The organism is Paraburkholderia mimosarum LMG 23256 = NBRC 106338 (assembly GCF_000739815.1).
In the GTDB taxonomy this organism is placed as follows: domain Bacteria; phylum Pseudomonadota; class Gammaproteobacteria; order Burkholderiales; family Burkholderiaceae; genus Paraburkholderia; species Paraburkholderia mimosarum.
Window position 1 is genome coordinate 25,296 of the sequence record NZ_BBJJ01000027.1, and the last position, 18,872, is coordinate 44,167.

Annotated in this window: 19 protein-coding genes and 1 pseudogene; 5 read left to right on the top strand and 15 right to left on the bottom strand. The window is 62.5% G+C overall.

Annotation, left to right across the window (positions count from 1 at the left end; genetic code table 11):
- Positions 1-5 precede the first annotated feature (5 nt).
- The 12 genes and pseudogenes from BMI01S_RS20190 to BMI01S_RS20245 form a co-directional block, all read right to left on the bottom strand.
- Positions 6-1,013 carry a PRTRC system protein F gene (locus BMI01S_RS20190; RefSeq protein ID WP_161635537.1) on the bottom strand — a complete coding sequence of 336 codons (1,008 nt, stop codon included), beginning with the start codon at positions 1,011-1,013 and terminating at the stop codon, positions 6-8.
- 23 nt (positions 1,014-1,036) lie between these two features.
- Positions 1,037-1,255, bottom strand: coding sequence for a hypothetical protein (locus BMI01S_RS41995; protein WP_028231609.1), 219 nt, complete (start codon positions 1,253-1,255; stop codon positions 1,037-1,039).
- Complete coding sequence (locus tag BMI01S_RS20200) at positions 1,248-1,466, bottom strand: PRTRC system protein C (protein WP_028231608.1); 219 nt, start codon at positions 1,464-1,466, stop codon at positions 1,248-1,250. The genes BMI01S_RS41995 and BMI01S_RS20200 overlap by 8 nt, the downstream gene beginning before the upstream one ends.
- A gap of 10 nt (positions 1,467-1,476) precedes the next feature.
- Positions 1,477-1,950, bottom strand: a complete 474-nt coding sequence (locus tag BMI01S_RS20205; RefSeq protein WP_028231607.1) for a PRTRC system protein E — start codon at positions 1,948-1,950, stop codon at positions 1,477-1,479.
- A gap of 77 nt (positions 1,951-2,027) precedes the next feature.
- On the bottom strand, positions 2,028-2,756 hold the full coding sequence (locus BMI01S_RS20210; RefSeq protein WP_051381457.1) for a hypothetical protein: 729 nt from the start codon (positions 2,754-2,756) through the stop codon (positions 2,028-2,030).
- 199 nt (positions 2,757-2,955) lie between these two features.
- Entirely contained in the window at positions 2,956-3,168 is a 213-nt protein-coding gene (locus tag BMI01S_RS20215) for a hypothetical protein (RefSeq protein WP_036045532.1), read from the bottom strand.
- Between the two features lie 27 nt (positions 3,169-3,195).
- On the bottom strand, positions 3,196-3,822 hold the full coding sequence (gmtX, locus tag BMI01S_RS20220) for a gamma-mobile-trio protein GmtX (protein WP_244145382.1): 627 nt from the start codon (positions 3,820-3,822) through the stop codon (positions 3,196-3,198).
- Positions 3,823-3,851: 29 nt separating this feature from the next.
- Entirely contained in the window at positions 3,852-6,458 is a 2,607-nt protein-coding gene (gmtZ, locus tag BMI01S_RS20225) for a gamma-mobile-trio integrase GmtZ (RefSeq protein ID WP_028231604.1), read from the bottom strand.
- 9 nt (positions 6,459-6,467) lie between these two features.
- Entirely contained in the window at positions 6,468-7,868 is a 1,401-nt protein-coding gene (gene gmtY / locus BMI01S_RS20230; RefSeq protein WP_028231603.1) for a gamma-mobile-trio recombinase GmtY, read from the bottom strand.
- 267 nt (positions 7,869-8,135) lie between these two features.
- A pseudogene (locus tag BMI01S_RS20235) lies at positions 8,136-9,107 on the bottom strand (PRTRC system ParB family protein); the annotation flags it as partial.
- A gap of 324 nt (positions 9,108-9,431) precedes the next feature.
- Complete coding sequence (locus BMI01S_RS20240; RefSeq protein ID WP_244145381.1) at positions 9,432-9,812, bottom strand: hypothetical protein; 381 nt, start codon at positions 9,810-9,812, stop codon at positions 9,432-9,434.
- Positions 9,813-10,165: 353 nt separating this feature from the next.
- Positions 10,166-11,188 (bottom strand): N-6 DNA methylase, encoded by a 1,023-nt coding sequence (locus BMI01S_RS20245; protein WP_028231602.1) that lies wholly within the window; start codon positions 11,186-11,188, stop codon positions 10,166-10,168.
- Between the two features lie 363 nt (positions 11,189-11,551).
- Here BMI01S_RS20245 and BMI01S_RS20250 point away from each other — a divergent pair, with 363 nt between their 5' ends.
- The 4 genes from BMI01S_RS20250 (at position 11,552) to BMI01S_RS43080 (ending at position 13,935) form a co-directional block, all read left to right on the top strand.
- On the top strand, positions 11,552-12,271 hold the full coding sequence (locus tag BMI01S_RS20250; protein WP_028231601.1) for a hypothetical protein: 720 nt from the start codon (positions 11,552-11,554) through the stop codon (positions 12,269-12,271).
- Positions 12,272-12,439: 168 nt separating this feature from the next.
- Positions 12,440-12,637: a hypothetical protein gene (locus BMI01S_RS20255; RefSeq protein WP_028231600.1), complete on the top strand. Its 198-nt coding sequence runs from the start codon at positions 12,440-12,442 to the stop codon at positions 12,635-12,637.
- Between the two features lie 51 nt (positions 12,638-12,688).
- Entirely contained in the window at positions 12,689-13,687 is a 999-nt protein-coding gene (locus BMI01S_RS20260) for a DUF1173 family protein (RefSeq protein ID WP_255217815.1), read from the top strand.
- Entirely contained in the window at positions 13,684-13,935 is a 252-nt protein-coding gene (locus BMI01S_RS43080; protein ID WP_407669046.1) for a hypothetical protein, read from the top strand. Before BMI01S_RS20260 ends, BMI01S_RS43080 begins: the two co-directional genes overlap by 4 nt.
- 58 nt (positions 13,936-13,993) lie before the next feature.
- On the opposite strand, the gene BMI01S_RS20265 is transcribed toward BMI01S_RS43080, so the two are convergent.
- The 3 genes from BMI01S_RS20265 to BMI01S_RS20275 form a co-directional block, all read right to left on the bottom strand.
- The gene (locus BMI01S_RS20265; RefSeq protein ID WP_244145380.1) at positions 13,994-14,971 is read right to left on the bottom strand and encodes a deazapurine DNA modification protein DpdA family protein; all 978 of its coding nucleotides are present in this window, start codon (positions 14,969-14,971) and stop codon (positions 13,994-13,996) included.
- Positions 14,972-15,134: 163 nt separating this feature from the next.
- Entirely contained in the window at positions 15,135-16,835 is a 1,701-nt protein-coding gene (locus BMI01S_RS20270) for an adenine nucleotide alpha hydrolase family protein (protein WP_244145379.1), read from the bottom strand.
- Positions 16,836-16,902: 67 nt separating this feature from the next.
- A complete protein-coding gene (locus BMI01S_RS20275) occupies positions 16,903-17,394 on the bottom strand; it encodes a hypothetical protein (RefSeq protein ID WP_028231598.1) in 492 nt (163 codons plus the stop codon).
- A gap of 466 nt (positions 17,395-17,860) precedes the next feature.
- Between BMI01S_RS20275 and BMI01S_RS20280 the strand changes: the two genes are divergently transcribed.
- The gene (locus BMI01S_RS20280; protein ID WP_042290310.1) at positions 17,861-18,862 is read left to right on the top strand and encodes a phage Gp37/Gp68 family protein; all 1,002 of its coding nucleotides are present in this window, start codon (positions 17,861-17,863) and stop codon (positions 18,860-18,862) included.
- The last annotated feature ends 10 nt before the right edge of the window (positions 18,863-18,872 follow it).

The window sequence follows — 18,872 nt, forward strand, 5'->3', positions numbered from 1 at the left end:
CCTGGTCAAGGGCTCACCACAAGCGCCATCAGGCGATCGAGGTGGCCAAGCATCTGAAGGGCAAGGCCCCACTGCACGTACTGCGCATGGATGCCCTGTTTCTGGTTGGAAAATGTGAGGAAGCGGCTGTACTCGGTGGCTTCACCACCCTGGTACTCACCGTTCATGAAGTCGTCGAGCGTCTCGCTGATCCGCTCGTTGTTCTCCAGCACGAACGTGCAGCCCGAATACATCGGCCGCGCGTCATAGCCGTCGTCGAGCAACGGACGGTTTCCCGCCCGCCGAAGGAGCCGGTGCAGCGCCGCAAGCTCCACGCAGACCCGTTTCACAAGCGGTGTAGAACCCGTCTGCAGACGGCGCAGCTCGTTCTCCGACAGCACCTGATTGCGGGATCGGCGGCCCGGCACCTTCGCGGGAGTGCGGATCTCGTCGGGGCATAGCTGCGGACGGAGCACGGACGGCAGGTACCGCTCCACCGTCTCCTTGTCGTCCCCGTAGAAGTCCATCATCCATTGGCTGACGTCCTTATCGGTCGCGCTTTCGTCGCCCTCCCAGTGACGGCAGGCCGCCTCGCAGAGGAACCAGCCAGGCGTGCGGATGAGCACGGTCTTGCCCGAGACGCGATCGACAAGATTGAAGAGCGTGTTCAAAAGCAGCGGATGCGCCTCCCGTAACGGCTGGGCCAGTGCACCGACCTCATGGACCCACTCGTTCTCCAGCTTCACGCCCAGATGCAGCGGGCCGCCTGCCTTGAAGTCATCGTGCTCGTACTGATGCTGGATGATGTCCATCACGGCGTTCGTGTCGCACAGGTCGAGGCCCAACGAAATGAAGCGAAGCGGCTGACGGATCTGCCGCTGCACCCATGCATAGAACGCCTGCTGGAACGCGTCGACCGGACTGGCCGGAGCGTCGACGTCAGCGGCGCGCAGGGGGCCGTGCCGGAACTGCTCGAGCACGGTTCCCTCCAGCTCCACGTCAGCACGCCACCGGATGGTGGCCTCGCGCGGCACATCGGGACTGAACTGCGGCAGCGTCAGAACACAATCGGAAGATCGATGTCGGGAAGCGGCAGCGCGTGGCGGTTGCCATGCCCCGCCGGCTGTTGCATCGACCGTTCGATCAGCGAATGAAGGATCGAACAGCATTGGCGAACCTCGTCGTCATATAAAAAAACCGCCCTTTCGGGCGGTTCCTGAGAGTTGAAGCCGCTCGCCGGATCGGCGAGGGCCTTGAGCAGGGTTTCCTTACGCATGGCCGCCCTTGGCACCGGCTGCGCGTACAAACTTGAAGGACGCCACCTCACCGGCATACTCGGGGCCATCGACCGTTGCGGTCGTCAGCTCCGGGTACTGCGCCGAGTAGAGATCGCGTACCTGATCCGGCGTGAACGCCGGGCCGGGATCAGGCAGACGCATGCCGTTGTAGGTGAACTCGCGGGTGAGCGTTGCGATTGCGATAGCCATGACGTTCCCCTCACAGAAGGCTCAGGAGATCGGTCTGGCCAGCATCGGCTGCTGCCGGTGCCAGGGTCGACGTAACGGTCGCGGGTTGCGGTTTGCCGCCGCCCTCTTCCGTCTGCTCCTCTTCGTCGCCTTCGTCGTTGCCGTCGGCCGTCGATGCGGGCGCGGGGAGCGCCGGCTTCGAGCCCTTCGACAACGCCTTCTGCGCCTTGCCCGCCTGCGACTTTTCAGCCGCCTGCAGAATCTCGGTCGTGGCGCTCACCTGCTCCGCGAGGGAGCGGTGCGCGCCTTCGAACGTGCGCAGCGCATCGACAAAGCCCTCATCGAGCGCGGCCGGCGTTGCAGTCAGCACGAGCGGCTGACGCAGGGCAGTCTCTTTGGAGTCGCCACCCGGCATCACCACCACCGCCATCTGCTCACCGGCCATCTTGAGCGTGAGCGTGACCTTGCCGGTCTCGCGCACGAACGCTTCGAGTTGCTGGAACATATCGAACCTCACAAAAATGAAAAACGCCGCGCGAAAGGCGGCGAAAAAAAGACAGGAGCCGCGGGCCGCGGCCAGCATCAGAACTTGAGGACCTTCAGCACCTTGCCGCTGTAGTCGAATCCCTCGACCGACAGCAGGGCGTCGATGACTTCGGCCTTCGATTTCGCAAAGACCTTCTTGAAGTCGTCGCCCATCGCGGCGCGCAGCCCCAGTTCGTCGGCCACCACCTTCATCTCTGATTTCGTGATCAGCTCCAGAAACTCCTTGTCGAGTTTCCAGTGCTTCGCGAGATCGAGCTTGTGATGGCGGCACATCTGGACGAGATACGGCACGTCGACGCCCTGGATCGCGGACATCGCGAGCGCCACGAGCAGCTTCACCTGCACGTCCGACTCCAGCGCTGCTGCCGCCGTGGCGGCCTTCGAGAAGTCGCCGACGGCGGGCTTGTCATCGATGAGGCGCTCCCAGATCGTGTTGACCGGTTCCGCCGCTATGCTGCGTGCGTCGCCCGTCGCGACGACTGCGATCAGGTACTGACGCGCGAGCGCAACGTCGGCGCTGACCTCGCGCCGCAACGCCTTGCGCCAGAGCGCGACGCGGTACGTCTTGACGCGATCGGATTCCGCGACAACGGTTGCCTCGGGGTTGGCCGTCGTGGACGGCTTGCTGCCCTTCGCCGCACTCGCCGCAGTCGTCGCACTGGTCGCACTCGTCGCTTTGGAAGCGCCTGTGGCCGTTGCCGCTTTCGCCGCAGCCGTGTCAGGAGCCTTCTCGCTCTTGATGCGCGCCGCCACCTTCTTCAACATGAACTTATACCCTAACGGTACATAGTTCGCGAGTGAGTGGCGAGGAATTCAGTTAGGGCGGTGTTTGAAGCATTAAAGCCTTGCGATGTATAAATACATCGTAACGCACCGAAACTTCCAAGCACCGGCGACAAGGCTGGCGCTTTTCTATTGCGTGATTCGTACGTTAGGGGACTTGGTGGCGTTCCCTTTGAGCATGTTATGCCCCGTGCGACGCCTCCCACTCCTTGCCATCATCAAGGATAGGATGGGTATCACTCACCACAACAAGCGGCTTGCCACGATGGGCCAGCGCAAATCGCGATATCGCGCCAGCTTTCCCTTCCGGCATAGCTTGGCAGTCCGGACCTAGTGCCCCGACCCACACATACTTCCCGGATTCAATGCAGGCAAGGTAATAAGCCACACTCATGTTGTTCTCCTTTAATGTTTGCTTCGCCTATGCAAGCACTTTTCGAATCGCCCGCGCGAACCCCACCTCAAACACTGTCCGGCCCCGCGCGTTGACGATTTCGCCGTGGCTGCCTTCCCGCAGTCCTCGTTCCTCGAGGTAGTGTTCCGATACGGCTTTCTGCAGGGCTTCGCGTTCCGACGGCGTGAACTGCGCGGCCATGGCAAGCGCCGTCACTGGCTGCGCGTGGGGCACGGCTGCGACGGTGGCGGCCAGTGGGCGCCGGTCCACGGTCACCTGGGCGTTGGCTTTCAGCACGTTAAGTTGCGCCTTGAGCTTGTCGCGCTCGGCGATGATGGCCTGCATGATGGATCGGATTGCCGGGTCCTCGATTCGCATCAGGTATTCGTGGCTCGCCAGCGTCTTTGGCGGCTTGGGGGCAGGCGGCCCGGCGTAGGTCGCCCACGCCTCGATGAGCGCGCGGTAATCGGCGGATGGGGCGTTGTAGAGGGCGCGGCCCTTCATGATGCCTTCGGCTTCGGCCAGGCGGCCGATGGCGGACAGCGAGAAGTCGCGCGAGCCCGCTTCATGCTGCCTGCGGCATAGCTCGTGCATCTTTGCCAGGCTTGCTCGCCGGTTCGAGCGTCCGCCCTTGGCGAGCAGCGACTCGAGCACGGCGTCCGGTTGGATGTCAGTCGCTCCATTCATACTTCATCTCTCAGCAGGGACTGTCGTCCGGCGGGGAACGCCTGGACGTGATTGGTCGTGGGCAGCAGCGAGGCAAGGTCCATGTCGAAGTGCTGGCTTAGGCTCACACCAGCGTCCATCAGCCGAATCACTTGGCGCTGGCCCAGCGCGGGATTCGGTGGGTCCATCTGCTGGGCAAGACGGCGCATGAAGGCGTTGCCCGCAAGCAATTGCTCGTCCTCGCTCATCAACATGAACACAGGCGGCAAGTCGTCGCGATAGAGCACGGCATCGAGCAACTGGCTGCGGCGGAACACTGCCTTACCGGGTTCAAGGTCGGAGTAGACCTCGACGTTTTCGCAGACGCCCGCAAGTTGTAGCAGCTCCGACTCCGTTTCCTCGAAGGCGACATGCACGTCGCCCACCATGCCGGCGGCCACCATCTGCGTACCGCTGCCCTGCTGGGCTTCGAGCACCGCCTTGCAACGTTCGATGAGACGCCAGCAGGCTACAAGGTCTTCAGCGAGATCGCTGAAGCGCTTCATGGCACCTTCCCAGACCCGCTCGGCCTGTTGGTAGGCGTCCAGTCGGGCGAAAGGCTGGCCGGACTCCTCAGCATCAGCCTTCTGTTTTTTCAGGTCCTGCACCATCTTCTCGCGGCCGAGACACGCATTGCGCGCCTCATCGAAGTGGTAGGCAATGGTGTTGAAGTGCGCAGCAAGTGCCGGCAGGTGGTGCGGCTCGGTGACGAACCAGCGGCAGCGCACGCAATTGCGACTTCCTCCGGGTACTGGGCCATATTTCGGATTCACCGATGAGGTCCCTTTGGCAATCACCGCTCCCCCGTTGTAACAGCCGCCCACCGACCCGTTGCCTTCGACCTCGCTGGTGTTGCCGCCGACTAGGCACATTCCGTGGTGCATCAGCATCCAGCCGGCCGGGTTGCGAGCGGCCGGATGCAGCGGGATGGCAGCCGCGAGGCTGGGCACACTGTTGCAGATGGCCTTTTTCAGGAGTTCCTCATGCTCGGTGTCGAGCAGGAAGTTCTGGATGCTCGCCTCCTTGTTCATCTCCAGCCGCTCCGCGGCGCCAAGCAGCACGTCGCGGATGTGCGACGCGCCGGGCTTGGTGTAGTACAAAGTCATCAGCAGGCGGCTGTGGCCGACCAGCTTTTGCAGCAACGGGAATGGCACCTGGCCTTCTAGTGCCAGCGCGGTGATAAGGGAGACACGCAGGCTGTGCAGCGGGAAGAGGGTCGTCGTTCCTTTGTTCCGTTTTTCTAGCGACGGGAGGAAACGAATCGGCGTACCTCTGCGATGCGTCTCGCCCCGGTCGGCGAGCCGCAGTTCCAGTGCTTCCAACAGGTAGAACCATGGCGTGCCCAACATATTTTCGCTTGGCGGCAGATGACGCACGCCGTCTCGCGCCTCCGGCATCCGGAAGAGGAAGCAAGTGTCGGGGTAGCCTGCCAGTTGCACCTCGCTCTTTGCGGTCATGTGGCGGCCCTCCAGTTCCGTCCAGGACGCGCGCCGCTCGATGGGGTTGTACTTCTCCTGCCAATTGCGCAGCTTTTCCAGCCAGTAGAAGACATCCTGATGCATCGGCCCACCGGAGGACCACGGCAGGACGTAGCCCTTGTCGGCTCCAGACTGGGCGATGTCGGCGGTCTTGTTGGTGTTGATGTAGAGCACGGTCGAGACGGACTCGCCATCGGCGAACGGGACGCTGCGGCGAAACACGCCCTGTTGCAGCGGCCTCCGCTCGCTGCGCTGCATGAGCCGGCTCGAATTCAAAGTCCAATTCCCCACCGCGTAGCGCCAGCAGTCGGCTTCGCCCGAGTCCAGCATGCGGACCTGGAAGCTGCGCAGCGGCAAGATGAGTTTTACGAGCAGGGCCACCCAGCGGACCGGGCTCCACATCTGCAGCACCTGCCTGCCGCGATAAAGCTTGCGGACCCGCCACACACAGTCCGGGTCGTTCTGGTCAATCTGGTCTTCGGTCACCTCGAACCAGTCGGTGGGGGAGTTTCCCCCGCGCTGTCCGATGTCGCTCCCCAGCGCGCTCTGCGCCCAGTGCCAGTCGCGGAAGTGCGGCCCCGCAGCGAGCATCTGGCGCAGTTCGTCAATGTAGCCGTAGGGCAGCGGCGAATGCACGCTCTCGTCGCGCTTGGGCAAACCGTGCTTGGTCATCTTGGGCACGGGATTGTGGAAGGCCGGCGAAACGACTCGTAGGCCGCCGGCGTCGGCTGCGCTGAACTCGCGCAGCAGCACGAAGCGCAGGAAGGCGTGGACGCAGTTGTTGTACTCGATCCCCGATATCGAATCGGGACAGGCTGATTGGTAAAAGTCAGGCAGGACCGTGGTGCGCGCCAGGAACACCACCGGGTCGAGCGGCAACTCCTGCTCGATGAGATAGCGCTCAAGGAAGGCCACCAATGCAGCGAGCCTCACGTTGAGACCGCTCGTTTCGCCTTTCAGCCACTCCACCGCCAGGGCACGCCAGGCGGCAAGCTGCGGGTAGCTCTGCTCGACCCAGGCGAGGGAGGTATCCCTTGCGCGCGCACCCTTCTTCTTTTGCGGGGAAGTGGCAGAAGCGGCCGCAGTCGTCGTCTTCTTTTTTTCCATGAGGATTCCCTAGTGGTTGAGTTCGATTCCGGGCAGCAGCAGTCTTATCGCGGGTTGTGGGCCGGCGTACTTGTCCCGCAGCCGCTGCGCAGCCGCTTCAAGCGTTGCCAGAATCTCGCGGGTATTCGCCCGTGTGTACACCTCCTGGCTTTCCAGCGAGGCGTGATGCATGAAGCGGCGGATGAACGGCTTGTCGACGCCGGCGTTGCGCAGTCGCCGGCCATAGGCGTGGCGGTGACCGTGCGGCGTCGTGCCCAGAGCCTTGCCGACCGTGAGCCCAATGCGCTCGCACGCAGCAGCATGCGCCTTGTTGTACTGAGTGAGCGTGTACATGGCGCCGACGGGCTCGCCGTTCAGGTTGATGAAGGCGAAGGGGTGCCCACGCTCGACGCATGCCACCTGTTGGAGATAGCGGTGCCAAATGTGCAGGAACCATTCGCCATACTCCGGCAGGAACCAGTACGCCTGTTTGTAATACTCGGCGTCGTGCATGCCGCCTTTCCAGCCAGCGTGCCGTCGATCCATTAGATCGGTGCGTGGCACGAGGCCGAACTGGAGGGCGAGATACTCCGCTCGGTTGCCTTTACGCGTGCGTCCAAGCTTGTCACGCCAATCGGCAGGCGCGGCACCGTAGCTCGGATGATGGATCAGAACCTTGGCCTGCCTCGGATTGGCCGGGTCCGGGAACACGTCGTGGATGAAGAGATGGAAGGGTTCGGATTCTCGGAAGCCCGCCCCGTGCAGTAGCAATGTGATGAGCATGCCCCGAAAGTCATAACGTCCCCGCGTGCAGAATCCCTTGACCAGCAGTTCCTCAAAGCGCTCCTCGGGGAAGGCCGGCGGATCACCTTTCTCGACCTTGGGAGCGCGCCGGCTTCGCACGCGGTACGCAGTCTCGCCTGAGGATGAGTTCGCCACCCATGTATGTCCAAGGAACGCCTTGCTGCGTCGATACTGGTAAGCAGCCTCATCGGTCTGCCGGTCGAAAGCTCCGCCTGCATAGCGAGGATTCACCGTGGCAGTCCCAGGGCGCGTTTCCCCGAGCCAATCGAAGAAGTCGGACAGATGCGTGATGATGTGTGACGCATCTCGCGGCGAGCGTGGCGCCCAGCACAAGCCACTCGGGTCAAGGCCAGTGACACGATCAAACGTGCCGGTGTAAAGCCTCTGGGCGAAGTTCTGGAAAAGGCGGTAAGTGTCGCGCTCAGTGGGATTGGATTGCAGGTATTCGAGAAACATCCGGACGGACCGAGTTACCTTGGTCATCCACGCCAAGCTGCGGTCGTGACCACGAAAGAGGTAGTAGTCAAGCAGCGGTTCCAAGATACCCGCTGGCGTCAGCACCACCGGAAGCTCCGAGTACACGCCTGTGGAGTCGGTATGTATGCGCGCCTTGACCGTCACAAACATGCGAGGCGGCTGGTCAGCAGGTTGGATAAAGCGACTTCGCAGGACGGGCCACCAGGAGCATCAACGGCACGTAGGGTCACGTCTACATTTGCGGGTCTGCGCAAGCCAGTCTCGGCGTACATAAAAAGCCGCGCATTGTACATACGATGTCATCGCACGGTATAGCTTCAATATCTGTAGGGCAAAAAAACACCCCTTCGAGAGGCGTGTCGGAAACAGATTCGGCTCATCGCCACCGAACTATGTATTCTTCGGTGGGGGGAATATCATGTTGCAGACGGTGTCGAAGCACTGGCCCTTGTAGACCTTGCCCATCGAGTCAGGCAGGCCGCTGACCGCCGCGCCAAAGTTCTGGCACGCGTAGCAGGCTTTCATCTGTTCGGCGCCGACGCCCTTGGAGCCATCCGCCACAAGCTGGATACGCGTGTGGTTGTCGCCCGGGCGAACGATACGTACGGTCTGGTACTCGTCGCGCAGGCCTGCGGCCGTCGCTTCGAGCTGCTTTTCCGTTTTCTCGTTGTAGCAGGCGCGGTTCGTACAGCTGCCCGTGCCGATCGACTCGCCGAACATCTCGGCCTGGGCGGCCGAATTGTGCTGACACCCGGCGCAATCGGTCTTGTCGAAGATCGCAGCGGGCAACGAGCACGAGACCTGTTCGAGCGTCTTCTTCAGATCCGCGACCGTGCGGCTTTCCTTCACGACGACAGGCAGAAGCTTGTCCTGCTGCTCCTTAGTAAAGGCGGCGAAGAGTTCGGCGTGGCCGAGCTTGATGGTGCGCGTGTTGAGCGCATCCAGCACCGCCGCACTGCAGTTCATGAGCGCGAGACGCGAGTCGAGCACCGGGCGACTCCAGCCAAGCTGGGCCGCGGCCTCGTCCCGGTCGCCCTTGCACAGGCCGACAATCTCTGCCGCCGCGATGGCTTCTTCGGACGGCGCCATATCGTCGCGCTGGATGTTTTCGATCAGCGCGACCGAGCGCGCCTCGAATTCGTCCAGCGGCTTGACGATGACGGGCATTGGATAGTCAGCGCCGTGGGCTTCCATCGCAGCGCGATATCGGCGACCACCGGCGACGAGCTCGTGAGAGCCATCGTCGAGCGGACGCACGATAACCGGCTGCATGACGCCCTGCACACGCACGGACTCGACCATCTCCGCCATCTTCGCGGGGTCGAAATACTGACGGGGGTTGCGGCCGAGCTTGATGTCGCCGAGCCTGAGGGTAGGTTGCTGTTGCATTGCGGGTCTCCAGAAGGGGAACCCGTTCCCCAACGGGAAGAGGATTCCCGAAGGGTAAAAAAAGATGGCCGCGAGGGCCGGTGTCGATGCGCATGAAGCGCGGTAGGTAAACAGACGATACCGCGCGGTGGCGGATCGAGATGCCGAAAAGATCGCCGATACGGGGTGGCTTTTAAAAAAAAAATGGCCCGGAGCGAATCCGGGCCGTAGTTCATCGTCTGGTCAGGCGTATGCGCAGGGCGCTCAACGCTTCTGCATCAAATTCTCGTGGATACGCTAAAGAGGGCAAAACGCGAGTGCAGCCCATCAGACCGCGGAAGGACGCTATTCGGTTTCCGCGATGATCACCGGCGTGACATTGAACGCGATGTCACTCCAACGACGCTCGCCGTCATCGATGAGCTTGTGCAGATCTGCCGCGAGCGTCTTGACAGTGACTCGCCTCGGGACGACTTCGAAGCCGATAGAGCCTTCCCGTTGCACGAGCAGGCAATAGCAGCGATTTTCCGGATCGTCCTCGAGCACAACAAATCCCTTGAGCTTCGCTGTAGCGACGCGGAATTGCAGCGCTGCAGAGAACACCGCATGGCCGTCATCCTTCGGATCGCGATATTGCAGGCGATCCGAATCCGCGCCGGCGTCGAGCAGCATCTCGAAGACTGTCCGGTTGCCCGGTGCGTTGAGGGCTTCGACCTGCTCGATCATGTCGAGCAGCCGCCGGGAGCGGATGCTCTCGCGATCGATAGGCAGTTTCGCGCTGGTGAACTGCGGCTGTGGCTCATCGACCGTTTGCTGGCTGGCCCCGCCACACGTCAGAGATTCATTCGAAAACATGAGGTGACTCCCAAAGGAATGAGGGAGCACCGCCCCTGTCGGGAGTTGGGCTCCCGAAGGGTGAAGAGGAAAGAAATGGGCCCAGATATAGGGCCGGTCGATGCGCTTGAAGCGCGGATGGTAGAGGAGACGATACCGCGCAATGGCGCTTCGAGGCCGCGGAAAGATCTCCGATACCGGCTGGCTGTTAAAAAAAGGGCCCGGAGTGGTATCCGGGCCGTCGTTCAGAACAAGGTCATCTGGTCGATCAGTTCAAGGAACGGTTGTGCACGCGGCTGACCCGTCACCGCTTCATCGAACAGGTCCGCAAGGCCAGCCGTGTCCACCTCGGGTTGGTCGAGCACCGCGACATCACCGTCTTCGACCACGAGAGGCAGAGCCGGTAGATGCGCGGGCGACTCGCATGGCGCAGCAACCGCGGCGAAAACCGGTACGGCATCGTCAGATGCCGGTTCGGGTTCGCTACCGAGCAATTCGCGCATGGCATCCTCCGAGCGGCGGGCACGCAGACGATGGCTCCAGCCGCCGAGCACGTGCGCCGGCGTGAACCAGTGCCCCCACATCTCCATCGAAAGCGCGTTGCCATGTACGACGATGGCCGGAATGTGCAGCAACGAGAGTTGCAGATAGGCCATATGAACGCAGCAGGGGTCGATGTCGATACACGTTGCGTGCATCGCCTGCTGGTAGTTGAGGCCCGCGTCGTGGAACGCCTCTGCCGTAGCGATGACCATGCCCCCGGCCCCGCACGCGGGTTCGTGAACACGTTCGAAGCCGCGTGAGCGCGCCGAGTCGATCGTAGCTCCAACCAGCATCGAGGCCATAAGATGCGAGACATGGTACGGCGTGAAAAACTGCCCGCTGCGGTCGTTGCCCAGGTCGAGCATCATGTATGTCTCGCCGAGCACGTCGGTCAATCCGCCGCCGCGTGCACCAACAGAGCGTGCCGCGACCATCACCTCAACGCGCTTTTCGAAGGACAAAGTGAGCTCGCCCAGCATCCTCGGGAAGCGCGCGACCTCTTCAGGCTTGTATTTCCCGACGATCTCCAGATAGCGCTTCTCGCGCGTGTCGCACTGTGCGCGATCCACGCTGTTGCTGATCGCGAGCGCCGCCAGTTCAACAAAATCGCGGAACACCGTATTGATGTGGTGGCCGTACGAGAATTCATTGAACAGGGCGACGAGATTGCGCTGGTGTGCGTCCGCCGTCAGATCATGCTTGCGCTGTGCGCTCTTCTTGCTCATGCCCACTCCAAATGTAAGAAGGGCATGGCCCCTGCGGGCGCGATGCCCCACAGGGATAGAAAGGAAAGCCGGCAAAGCCGGTACAGGTCGATGCGTCGATGACGCAGGTGATGACGCCATGGTAAGCGCGAACCACGCGGGCCGACGTCCGCAAAGCACGCAAAACTGCACCAGCTTTCGCCTGATGTCCTCGACGCGTTATCCACAGATTCTGTTGGCAACACTGTGGAGAACGTCGTGCGGAACAAGTCGGCCGCCCCCTATGAAGCCCGAATCCGCGGGCTTTTGGGCCAATACCGTCACCTCGCGCGGCCGACAATTGACGCGCGCGGGCAATCGTGCCCACGCTCAACGGAGATACTGATGCTGGATCTTGCAAAACCCCGGGCGTGGGCGGGCTCGCTTACGTTCGTTGCCGCCCTCTCTGCACTCTCCTTCGCCGTCTTCTGGTTGTTCGTTGCTGCGGGAGCGCGGGAGCCAAACGTCGGCAGGATCGCGGCCGTATCAGTCGCCGCCGCACTTGCACTCGAAGCCATCCGACGGGTACGGATCGGCCAGCTTCGCAAGGAACTCGCCGACGCCGACGACCTGGCCGTAGTAAAAATCTCGGTGAACGGCGTCGAGGTCGGCGAGGTCCCGGAGCCGGTCTTCGCCAATATGAAGCTCGTCGTCGCCAATGACGCACGTAATTACGTGACGCAGTTTTCGACCGCCATCGCTGCGATCTGGCGTCACGCTGTCCTCGCGCTAACCATCACCGCCGCTCTGCTGGGGATCTGGCTCGCATGGCAATGTCTCGTGTGTCCGGATGCTTTCGCGCACGCGATCCTGGCGTTCATCGCCGCGAGCAGCGCGCATTCCGTTCCCGTCGACGCGCTCGCGGCGGAACTGCACGCGGTCGCAGCCGCCGTCGCCTGCATCTATGCGATGCTCTTCATGCTGGTAATGTGCGCGCGCTTGACCTTTGGCGCTCCGGTTTCGGTATCGGGTGCCTTTCGTGCCGACCTCCACCGCCGTGTGTGTCTGATCGTCGGCACCCCGGCGGCGGGCGACGTGTCGCTGCGCCGCGCGCGGGCTGCGTGACGCTCACCGCGCCCGCTTCACTCCCTTCGTGCAGGCGCCTGCACGGCTTTTCCCGAAAAGCTGCACTTTTTGTGGAGCTTTTCGGTCTTTCCAAAGCCTCGCGGAAAGACCGCCAAATCCCGCCTCTTTCGCCCGTTGACTCCGCGGTGGCTGCCTCATCATGTGGCCATGGACTTCGCGGCCGCACAACATGACGGCACCTCGTCGCTCCGCCTGCGACGTGTTCTCTACCCCACACTCCCCGCCGGAATCCGATCCGGCGTCGTCATCGAACACGAGCTGGATCGCGGCATGGTGACCGTTCTCGACACCGAAGACGGCAGGTTCTGGCGTGGCCGCGCAGGTGACGTTCAGGTTCTGGCCTGAACCGCAGCAGCTGTTCCGCCACGACCCCAACGTGACCAAGGAGATACGTCCATGACCAACGTATCCTTCGATGGCAGCAGGTTTGCCCTGTCCGACCTGGAGGAGTATCCAACCCGCTTCGCGCAACGCCTCGAACGCACGAGAGTCACCACCGGATATGCGCGCTGCCTGTGCCGAACCGACGAGCCGCGTAAGCTGGTGATTCGCAGGTACGGCTCTCTATATTTCCTCGCCGGTTGGCCCGATGACGGTCCTATGCATGCCGAAGGGTGCGAATTCCGAAAGACGCCGGGCGACGGCAGCGGCCGGAGCTCCGACAGCCGCGCGGCGATTCTCGAAGGCCCCAACGGGCTCAACGTGCGCCTGGACGCGTCACTCATTCAACGCGAGGCGGCATCCCGCCGCTCTCGCCCGCGTGCCACCGCAGGCTCGCCGGGCACTTCCCGGCGCGCGGCCCCGCTGCTTGCGTTTCTGCAGGCGCTATGGGCCAACGGGCGGCTGAACGCCTGGGACGGCTCGCCCCAGAGCCGCGGATGGAGCGCGGTGCAAGCCATGCTGCTCCGAGGGCTCGGCGAAGACACGCGTATCAACGGCGTGGCCGCTCAGGATGTGTTGCACGTGATGCGCCGTTACGAAGAAACGGAGCGCGATGCGATCAATTCCGAGTTCGAGGCGTTCGTCGGCCGGATCACCGACGACGGCGCTGTGTCGCGGCGCGCGCTGATCGTCGGCGAGATCGGAGAAGTGGCGGACACGCCGTACGGCAAATCGATCTCGCTTCGCCAGCGCAGTCAACGCTACTTCACGACCACGGCGCTCATCGAGGAGGCCGCGAAAAAGTATGGACACGCCTGGCGCGCGATCGGCGAGGCGAACGCCCGTGTCGTGGCGCTCCTTCTCGTTGAGCGCACACCGAAAGGACATCTGCGCGCGGTCGACACCTTGCCGCGATGCTGTGCTCCTCTGCTTTTCTGCCATGCGATTCGATGCACGAAGTCGCGATGGCCAACCGGCTTGTCGCTGAGCGCCGCATCTTTGGAAAGCCCATGAGTATGGCGGAAGGCGACGTGATGCTGCCGGACTTCTACCTGCTGGACACCAGGCCCACGACGCACATTGAGGTCTACGGCATGAACGGACTCGCGAGCTACGAACGACGCAAGCTGGAAAAGCAGGCGCTGCGCGAAGCAAACCGTATCCCGGCCGTTGAATGGAATACCGATAGCGAACAGCTTGCCGACGTGCGCCTGCCCGCCCCGAGTCGGCGCGGACAAGTCGGTGTCAAACGCGCCGACTGAAGGTTCCCAGAGCCGGCCAAAAAAAAGCCCACGGTTCCGAAGAACGCGTGGGCTGGTTTCAAGGTTTGAAGGTGAGGCGAAACTGGTCTCCGCGCGCCGGTTGCACCCGGCTCGACGCAGCGGCCATCCACCGATCCACTTCGGCCGCACGGTGCGCGACCGTATTCGACACTCCGGCCTGACGCGCTTTCACTCGCGCAGCGAAATCGGCGGCCATCGAGTCGACGCTGGCCACCCACTCGTACATTTTGAGGCGTTTCAGCGCCTGCCCCTTCACGCCGAAGCAGTGAATTTTCGCGCCAGGCGGGAGATGCCCCTCGAGGCCTTCGAGAATTGCGAACAGGCCGTGACGTTGATCTGTCAGGTGTCGCCGACAGACGGAGCCCAGACCGATCAACGCCGGCGGAGCGATCCACGGCATCCAACGCTCCCACACCTGCATCATCAGGTCGATACTTCGACGGTAATCGTCCACCGCCCAGCCCTGCGCCACGGGTACGGGAATGCGGACCATGTTCTGCACCGCATTCGCACTCGAGGTTCGGGCGAGCTCGTCCTGCCATGCATACACGACTCGCAGCATGCCCTCGAGCAGCGTTGCCGTCGCATTCACCCTGTAGTCGATCGCCTGCTGGTCCACCGCTAGCTCGGGCTCGCAGCACAGATCGGGCTGTGAGACCCATGCCGCCCCGGAGAACGAGGCCAGTTCGACGAACTGCTCCATCGTCCAGGGATAAACGCCTGCAATCCCCGGCTGTCTGCCCTTCGACTGGAACAGCTTCATCGCGGTAAACCCCGCACTGTCCAGCGCGAAGTCGATCTCCGTCAGGTCGGTAGCTTGAGGAATGCGAAAGCATCCCGTCTTCGGGTTCCAGAAAGCCGACGCGGACACCATCCCCGCGAAGCCTCTTTCAAAGGCATGAAATGCCAGTTTTCCGCCACTGTGGGGGATCCCCCCACGTATTAGAAGACCGTCATCGACGTGCGCATTCAGTTGCCACATCGGCATGCGGTTGCGCTTTGTTTCAGTCGGCATACAAGTGCTCCATCGCAAGCGCGGAGCAGCCCATGCGGGCCGCCCCGCATGGGTGAAAGGAACGACCGCTTACGCGGCCAACGGGAAGAGATGCATCTGGTTGCCTTCGATGCCGCGCATCTGTGCATCGCTGATCGCGTTCTCGACCAGGTGGCGGTCGAGTTCAGGGGGCGTCAGGTTCAGACGCTCGCGCGAAGTACTGGCCGCGCCTTGCCATCTCCTGATAGCGCTGCGACGCGCCGGCAGGCAGTGTGAGAATCGTTTCGTTGAGCCAGAAACGCGCCGATTCGATCGCTGCATGGCCCTGAACGCGGGCAAACCACGCGTGGTCGAAAGAGCAGGTTACGAACTCGCATGCCCTTGAAGCGTCGACATCGAGGTGGTCCGTCTCCTCGAAGTAGACAGTGCGCTCTCCACCGGTCGTCTGGGCATACGCCGAAACCCGCTCCGGGTACCGATACGGGTTCCATTGCTCAGCCACGTAGTCGCGAAGCCCATCGGTCGGTGCCTCAGCATCGAAGCGGCCAACCCGGTACCAGCCGTGCAGCGGGATGGGTACTTTCGGAAACGCTTCGACCTGTGGAACACGGTAGCGGCGCCCGAGGCGATGCACTTCGTACCACGCTGATACGGCCGGAAACGCGTGCGGCGCGTAGTGATGCATCGACAGCATGAAGTCGATCGCCACCAGTTGCGCCGGCGTAATCATTTCAAACTGCACTTCACACAGATCGCGATTTGCCGGTGTGTCGGGGATGCGGCCACTCGCCAGGTCCGCATCGTGTTGCCCGGCACGTTCCACTTCGAGCGCATCCAGGGTGAGCAGATACCTCAGAAGGCTCATCCTCTCCTGAAACGAGAGAACGTCGGGCTGAACCCGGATGTAGCCGCTCTCGCTCAATGACCGGCCGACCAGCTCACGCCTGCCGAGATCCCATTGCGTTGCAAGCAGGTAGTTCCGGAAGTCGTTAAGACCCGACATATATTCATGCTCAGGCTCACGCACCATCGATTCGAGCGACCGGTCGCGCTCACCAGCGACGCAACAGAAGACGCAGCCGAACCTGGACCCGCAGGCCGCACGCTGGCCGTCCTCGCCGAGTACCACCCCGCACATTCCATCGTTGGCCGCACGGTAAAGATCGGACAGGCGCTCGATGGTCTGTTGCGAGAACGGACACGGGAAAGGCCGCTTCTCTTCCTCAGAAAACAGCGTCAGCATCGTCCACACGTCGTCGGCGCTCCACTCACGAAGCGGTGAGACGGCGAGCGCGCCGCGCGTGTCACGCACGGCTGCCGTCGCGCTTTCACCGCGCTCACGCATCGCCGCACCGCGCGAAGCACTCTCGACGAGGCGGTTGCCCAGCACCGTCACGATCTCGCGATCGCCACGCGCGGCCGCATCGCGTTCGAGCGCCGCTCGCAGACGCCCCTGCGGGATCAGCTTCCAGTCTGTCGCGCATGCGCGGGTGCGATTGCCGTTTCGTACACCGTTTTGCGGCGTCCGTACCAGCGTGCCGCGACCGATGGTCGATACCACGAATTGCGCCGCAAGCGATGGCGTGGCGATGTGGGTCGTGACAGTCAGCGCCTGCCTGTCGGCAAAGTCGTCAATCTCTTCGAGCATTGTCTGGATATGGCGGGCGAGACTGCTGTTCTCGATCGTTGTGTCGGCGGTCGAGATGAAATGAGCCGGTTGAGCTTCGCCGGCGAGGCCGATACGGCGCACTGCCTCGAGCATGAGAATGGTGGCGCAGGTCGAGTCCTTCCCGCTTACGGTGCCACATAACGGATGGCCCGCTCGGATAAGGGCCATGAGCGCCGCGATTGCAGCCTCCATCTTGAGGATGATTTCGTCAAACATGATTGCTCCGGTTCGCGGAGCGCTCCCAGCGGGGGGAGCGTCCCCGCACGGGTTGATAAAAAGAAGGTTAGTCAGGCAGCGCCGCCATTTCCTCGATCATCTGGCGATGGGTAATGAGGCCTTCCTGATGCCTTTGCATGACAGCCGAGCGGCGAACACCTCGCGTCCACCGGGCAGTCGATGCGATGCGATCGAGCGCTCCACAATCGGTCACGCTGTAGCCCATTCGCAGCATCTCTTCGACCGCCTCCTCTACGGAGTCGAAGCAGAGATGGCCAACGAATCCATCAATATCGAACTGCTGTATCCGCCACGTCCTTTCGCCCGACGCGTCCGGGAGCACGAAGGCCCATGACTGGCGATCCTTCATCCGGCATTCAACTCCAATCGGCTTACCGTCAAAGGCAGCCATAAGTTGTTGGTAGGCGATCTGCAGTGGACGTGCGACTTCGCGCAAGTGACGCGCGAAGTCCTCCGGAAGGCCGCGGCGGGACGCTTTGCTGACACGTGCCCAGGAAGCGGACACGTAACGTCGCGGGCTGTGAGTGGTGTTTTTCATGACGGCTCCGGAAAGAACAGGAGCCTTCCCCCGACGGGAGAAGCTCCCGTGAGGAAAAAAGATGCCGGCAGTGCCGGACGGTCGATGCGCGATAAGCGCGGGTGAATCAACAGCGTAACCCCGATACCCAGGCCGGTCAGCCGGAAATGATGCTCAAATCGCGGTCTCTTTGCGCAAGGCAGGATACCCGATCAAGGTCCATCATCGGTGACGTGGACGGCACCGACGGAACAGTCGACCGGTTGTGTCGGCGTACACGCCGAACTTACTCGCCCCACGCCAGAGCACTTGACTTCCGCTCTCGCGCTGTAGTCTCGAAGAGATGACTGAACGTCGTGAAATATCTTCCCTTTTCACACACACCGTATATGCCTGCCCGAACCTGTTCGCAGCCAGCCCCGAACGAAATCCCGCCTCGCGCGTCGCCCGCGCGCCGCCAGGCCATGCAGACCGCGAGGAACTAGAGATGGAAAACACAACGATCGAGTGGGCTGACCACACGCTGAACCCGTGGGAAGGTTGCCAGAGCGTGAGCCGCGGATGCGACAACTGCTACGCTCAGGCGCGCAACGCCCGGTTCTCCCGCGGCGTCGCGCCGAACTGGGGGCCGGGCGCCCCGCGACGACGTACCGCACCGGCGACGTGGGATCACGCGCGGCGATGGAACGCGAAGCATGAGGCGTTCTTCGCGATACACAAACGTCGGCAGCGTGTCTTCTGCGCTTCCCTTGCGGACGTGTTCGACAACGCCGTGCCGGATGCGTGGCGCATCGACCTCTTCCAGCTGATTGCCAAAACGCCCAACCTCGACTGGCTGCTGCTCACGAAACGTATCGGGAACGTGCGAGCGTACATGCAGCGTGACGGACTCGCTTTCGACCTCATCGCCGGCGGCAACGTATGGCTTGGTGCAACGGTAGTCGACCAGATCGAGGCTGACCGCGACGTGCCAAAGCTGCTTGCTACGCCAGCGCGTGTGCGCTTCGTCTCGATGGAGCCACTGCTCGGACCGGTAACCCTCCCTTTCGATCGCATCGCGCAATGGAACATGCTGGCCGCCGGACACAACCAGACCAACGCATCGGCGTCGATCGACTGGGTAATCGTCGGCGGAGAGAGCGGTCCGAACGCCAGGCCTATGCATCCTGACTGGGCATCGTCGCTTCAAGCGCAGTGTGCTGCGGCGGGTGTGCCCTTCTTGTTCAAACAATGGGGCGAATGGATACCCGCACAACATGCGAGCGCCGAGCAACACGCTCGCGCAAAAGCCTCCGGGTCGATGTCATGCTTTGGTCGGTTGCGCGACGGAGCCGACGCGGTGATCCTGTCGGGCGACGACGCATACATGCTGAAGGTCGGCAAGAAGCACGCGGGCCGCTTGCTCGGCGGCGTCACGCACAACAGCTTTCCGGAAGACGGCGAGCGTGGTACCGACGCTCGCGCCCGAGACGGCAAGCACGTTTTTTAATCAAGCACTA

What these genes read in the sequence shown, in the direction of transcription:
- BMI01S_RS20260 (WP_255217815.1), top strand. Translation starts at nt 12,689, where the DNA reads ATGACCAACGTATCCTTCGATGGCAGCAGGTTTGCCCTGTCCGACCTG.
- gmtZ (WP_028231604.1), bottom strand. Translation starts at nt 6,458, where the DNA reads ATGGAAAAAAAGAAGACGACGACTGCGGCCGCTTCTGCCACTTCCCCG.
- BMI01S_RS20200 (WP_028231608.1), bottom strand. Translation starts at nt 1,466, where the DNA reads ATGGCTATCGCAATCGCAACGCTCACCCGCGAGTTCACCTACAACGGC.
- BMI01S_RS20280 (WP_042290310.1), top strand. Translation starts at nt 17,861, where the DNA reads ATGGAAAACACAACGATCGAGTGGGCTGACCACACGCTGAACCCGTGG.
- BMI01S_RS20255 (WP_028231600.1), top strand. Translation starts at nt 12,440, where the DNA reads ATGGACTTCGCGGCCGCACAACATGACGGCACCTCGTCGCTCCGCCTG.
- BMI01S_RS20275 (WP_028231598.1), bottom strand. Translation starts at nt 17,394, where the DNA reads ATGAAAAACACCACTCACAGCCCGCGACGTTACGTGTCCGCTTCCTGG.
- BMI01S_RS20215 (WP_036045532.1), bottom strand. Translation starts at nt 3,168, where the DNA reads ATGAGTGTGGCTTATTACCTTGCCTGCATTGAATCCGGGAAGTATGTG.
- gmtY (WP_028231603.1), bottom strand. Translation starts at nt 7,868, where the DNA reads ATGTTTGTGACGGTCAAGGCGCGCATACATACCGACTCCACAGGCGTG.
- BMI01S_RS41995 (WP_028231609.1), bottom strand. Translation starts at nt 1,255, where the DNA reads ATGCGTAAGGAAACCCTGCTCAAGGCCCTCGCCGATCCGGCGAGCGGC.
- BMI01S_RS20210 (WP_051381457.1), bottom strand. Translation starts at nt 2,756, where the DNA reads ATGTTGAAGAAGGTGGCGGCGCGCATCAAGAGCGAGAAGGCTCCTGAC.
- BMI01S_RS20240 (WP_244145381.1), bottom strand. Translation starts at nt 9,812, where the DNA reads ATGATCGAGCAGGTCGAAGCCCTCAACGCACCGGGCAACCGGACAGTC.
- BMI01S_RS20270 (WP_244145379.1), bottom strand. Translation starts at nt 16,835, where the DNA reads ATGTTTGACGAAATCATCCTCAAGATGGAGGCTGCAATCGCGGCGCTC.
- BMI01S_RS20265 (WP_244145380.1), bottom strand. Translation starts at nt 14,971, where the DNA reads ATGCCGACTGAAACAAAGCGCAACCGCATGCCGATGTGGCAACTGAAT.
- BMI01S_RS20245 (WP_028231602.1), bottom strand. Translation starts at nt 11,188, where the DNA reads ATGAGCAAGAAGAGCGCACAGCGCAAGCATGATCTGACGGCGGACGCA.
- BMI01S_RS20205 (WP_028231607.1), bottom strand. Translation starts at nt 1,950, where the DNA reads ATGTTCCAGCAACTCGAAGCGTTCGTGCGCGAGACCGGCAAGGTCACG.
- BMI01S_RS43080 (WP_407669046.1), top strand. Translation starts at nt 13,684, where the DNA reads ATGAGTATGGCGGAAGGCGACGTGATGCTGCCGGACTTCTACCTGCTG.
- BMI01S_RS20250 (WP_028231601.1), top strand. Translation starts at nt 11,552, where the DNA reads ATGCTGGATCTTGCAAAACCCCGGGCGTGGGCGGGCTCGCTTACGTTC.